This window comes from Moorena sp. SIO3I6, from assembly GCF_010672095.1.
The window spans coordinates 1-3537 of the sequence record NZ_JAAHHU010000439.1 but is presented as its reverse complement, the minus strand read 5'-3'; the positions used below and the strand labels follow the sequence as shown (position 1 = coordinate 3537).

At 37.1% G+C, this 3537-nt stretch carries 6 protein-coding genes; 1 reads left to right on the top strand and 5 read right to left on the bottom strand.

Going from position 1 to position 3537, the window contains the following annotated elements; genetic code table 11:
* Window positions 1-366: 366 nt before the first annotated feature.
* From F6K49_RS37555 to F6K49_RS37535, 5 genes are all read right to left on the bottom strand, one after another.
* Complete coding sequence (locus F6K49_RS37555) at window positions 367-1041, bottom strand: hypothetical protein (protein ID WP_293105207.1); 675 nt, start codon at window positions 1039-1041, stop codon at window positions 367-369.
* Between the two features lie 309 nt (window positions 1042-1350).
* Window positions 1351-1731: a hypothetical protein gene (locus F6K49_RS37550; RefSeq protein ID WP_293105204.1), complete on the bottom strand. Its 381-nt coding sequence runs from the start codon at window positions 1729-1731 to the stop codon at window positions 1351-1353.
* Between the two features lie 19 nt (window positions 1732-1750).
* Entirely contained in the window at window positions 1751-2074 is a 324-nt protein-coding gene (locus F6K49_RS37545) for a hypothetical protein (protein ID WP_293105201.1), read from the bottom strand.
* Window positions 2075-2091: 17 nt separating this feature from the next.
* A complete protein-coding gene (locus F6K49_RS37540; protein ID WP_293105198.1) occupies window positions 2092-2454 on the bottom strand; it encodes a hypothetical protein in 363 nt (120 codons plus the stop codon).
* 274 nt (window positions 2455-2728) lie between these two features.
* Window positions 2729-2899 carry a hypothetical protein gene (locus F6K49_RS37535; protein ID WP_293105193.1) on the bottom strand — a complete coding sequence of 57 codons (171 nt, stop codon included), beginning with the start codon at window positions 2897-2899 and terminating at the stop codon, window positions 2729-2731.
* A 268-nt stretch (window positions 2900-3167) separates the two neighbouring features.
* Between F6K49_RS37535 and F6K49_RS37530 the strand changes: the two genes are divergently transcribed.
* Window positions 3168-3356, top strand: a complete 189-nt coding sequence (locus F6K49_RS37530) for a hypothetical protein (protein ID WP_293105186.1) — start codon at window positions 3168-3170, stop codon at window positions 3354-3356.
* Window positions 3357-3537: the final 181 nt, after the last annotated feature.

Genomic DNA, 3537 nt, shown 5'->3' with positions numbered 1-3537 from the left:
GATTATGCCAAAAAATAGTGGACGAACTTTTGGAAATTAACCGTCGTTGGCTCAATTATTACAAGAAGGGTGAGCGGGCTATAGAGTTTGCACTGTGTACGTTATAAGCTTTATGTCCCCCTGTCAGGCTGAATGCTTACCGTAAACGTTGTTTGCCCACCCTATATTTGTTCACTGTTCTATTGGGATTTATCGTAGGGTGGGCAGTGTCTAATAATTTGACTAGCTTGCTAATTTGATTTGTCTCAAGCACTGCCCACCCTACGTCAATTGTTACAAATCATCGCTTGTACGTTTGACCGCAACTTGGTATGAGTAACTTTGTTCTATCGATTGTTCCATTAAAATTTAATAATTGACTTAAATTTACCAAGGGGGAACGAATACAAACAGCGCCTTTACACAGCGCCACTGAGGTTCAATTTCTTTTTTTATCCCAACAACTTTATCAGATTGGTTAATTTCTATACTAAGAATGCAAGACAAACCAAGATCATCTCTTTTTTGATTCATGTTGTCCATTAAAGGAAGTATATCTCGTTTAATTATTTCTTTATAGTGTAAGCTAGCTTCTTTAGATAACTCGTCCCAATTATTAATACGTTTGAGAGCAATCCTTTTTTCTTCACCAGATTTGATGAATAATTTCGGGTCGTTCAGAGGTATTTCGTTGTCAAAAGGAAATATAACTTCGTGTTTTATTAATCCTTTAACTGTTAGAAATGAGGAGCCAATACTACCTGGTTTTCTCCCTGAATTTTTGACAGTTACTACTACCCCTTCATTGCTGATTCCATCAATATGAAGAATTTCTATTCTAGAATTTCGGTTGATTAGTGAAATTATCATGGGATAATAAGCTGGGAACATTACTACTGTTAGGACAAGAGCTATTGTTGGAATGACAATTCTTTTATGTGAGAATAAAGGAAGCTGGATGTTGTAAAAATTTCCCTGAATATAGTTTCCTAAAAGCTGTTCAATAAAGTTTCCACCTTGAGTGTTAATATCGCGCTGTTCAGGCTCTTTATCTTCTGTCATAAACTATTCTTACAAAACAGGCTCTACTCAGGCTCTAACTAGTAGTTTGTAGATAAATTCACTTCCAGCTAAAGCTAGTTATTGTCTATAATCTTAGTTGCGGCTCTCTCTAGTCATGATTACTTTCCCTGCGTCATAGATAGTGCCAGCTTCTCCAGGAAAAATACCTAAGTCCCCTAGCGATGTATCAGTGGAGTGAAAATGTCCCTCGATTCTATCTGGTCTAGTGAAAGTTAAGATATATTCAGTGACTACGTGTGAGTTTTTTCTGAGAACTAAGCGAATTTTTGAACCTTCACGTTTGGCTTTTTATACAGTCAAAGGTGTGCGAGTCAGAGGTGTCTTATTAAAAGAAACAACTGATAGTGTATTGTTATGGGTAGTGATATCCCAGCGATCGGGATAATAGCTTTTTAAGATATCCTTATAGGGATTAATTTCTGAGCCATCTTGAACTACGATCCATCTGCCTGAAAGCTCCGACATTGACTGCTGAGAAGCACAGCCATAAATAACAACTGAAGTCAATAGTAATGGAGCTGTGAGTCCAGCCGTTAATTTGGAAAAAGTAAACATATAGCAATCGAAGTATAGTTTAGGACAGAGTATTTTGGTTGAAAGGGAGCAGGGAGTAGTGAGCAGGGAGCAGAAATATGTCTTAAGCTCTGCTTCGACTGCTATAGCTTCCATTTTAATCAAGGGAATTTTATTAAAATCCTTCGCAACCCAATTTGTATTTACTTTCGTTACTAAGATTGGGATCTTGACACCACTCTTGAGGAGGTAAAGGAATATCTGTCGATTCCCGATTCCGAGAGGGTATAATTGTTCTCAACTTATTTGAAGTTGTGAGATTCGGCACAACAACAAGAAAAAAAATAAGGGCTAATAAGCCTAGTCCAGTTAATACCCAAGGTAGTCGGTTTATATTGTAGTAGACGTTACCCTGAACATAATCTCTGCCTAGTGACTCGCTATAATTCCCACCACTGGTATTAACGTTACGCTGCTCAGTTTTTTTACCTCCAGTCATGGTTTATTTATTTGCAATTATTTCCCTTGAGTCTTCTGCAAATTTTCCATAGCAGCAATAACAAAGCTAGCTACAGGATGGTTGAGAGCCTGTGCCAAAGCTTGGATACTACCTGCTTTCAATGCACTAAGTACTCTGTTCATTAGGGGTGGGTTAGTTTCAATGCGCTTTATAACTTCTGTCGCTAGCTCCATTTGCCCAGTGATAGTGTTAGTAGTATAAGATTTATCTAGCTGCTCAAGTAATTGCTGAATCTCAGCAGCAGCTTCAGCTAAGGTCTGGTTTTGCCCAGCAGGATAATAATTACCTTGAACGTAGTTACCATATATCTTCTCGTTGTAATTACCACCTTCTGTGTTGATTTTGCGATCGCCACTCATGCCTATATCCTCTTAACTCTGCAAGTTATCTGCGTAAATGTTAGGCAACTTTAATCAAATCATGACCATAGTTCCCAAGTGCTGAATACGATTTTCTTTCTGAGTCAGTAATTGCTCTTTTAGCTCAATAAAGCTCTTGCTCCGATTACATAGCACTAGCCACAAAACTTGAGAGCTAATTTATAAAGTAAATCTTAAGAGCTTAAATTCCTGATTTGGCCAGAGATTCTCTAAGTCATCCATACCCAAGGATTGGTCAGTCAGATGTAACCACCTAAAGATTACATCGCTGTAACCTGAGGTTTAGTAGAAGTCCCTTGAATAACTCACCCATTAGCTTCGAGTTCACTATAGCAATTCTAGGACTTGTGAGGTACAAATATCTAGGTTTGAGGGAGCAGGGATTAGGCAAGAGCCAAGAGTGAAACAATCCTGTGTACCTCATGAGTCCTATAAACGCTATATATAGTAGCGCATTGTAAATGCATCAAATACAATACCCATGTAAGCACATACACAGAATTAATTGCCTACTTCCAATATCTGTAACCCTTACCCTGCAAGAGTTTTAGTTTTTTAAAATGTGCATTTAATTTTGTATACCTGCTTATTATAACACAAAAAAATATCGATTTTATTTGACAGTTAATGAAAAATTAATCGGTAATTTGTATTGTCTGTATAATTATTTACTAGATTATAAATTTTAAATCTTGATTAAAGAATACATTCAAAATTATTTTTTTATTTTTGTAAAAATACGCTACGCGATGAAGCCTTCCGCTAAAAGCGATCGCTTCCCAACATTCCCTCTTTTTCCTACTCCCTACTCCCTGCTCCCTGTTCCCTTTAAAAAAACGCGATTGACCAAAGGTCACGCTAAAAGCGATCGCATTCCTTAATCCGTACATTTTCTTCCAATTACCCCTCCCAAAAAAAATTATAAAACCCCTTGACAAAATATTTTATAATCGTTATGATTATAATTATAAACCTAAAAACGTTTTTTTTACTATGTCTGACAACTTCCGCCCTAACCCAGAAAACAATCCTGATGAGATTACTCCTAGTAATACTCCTCAG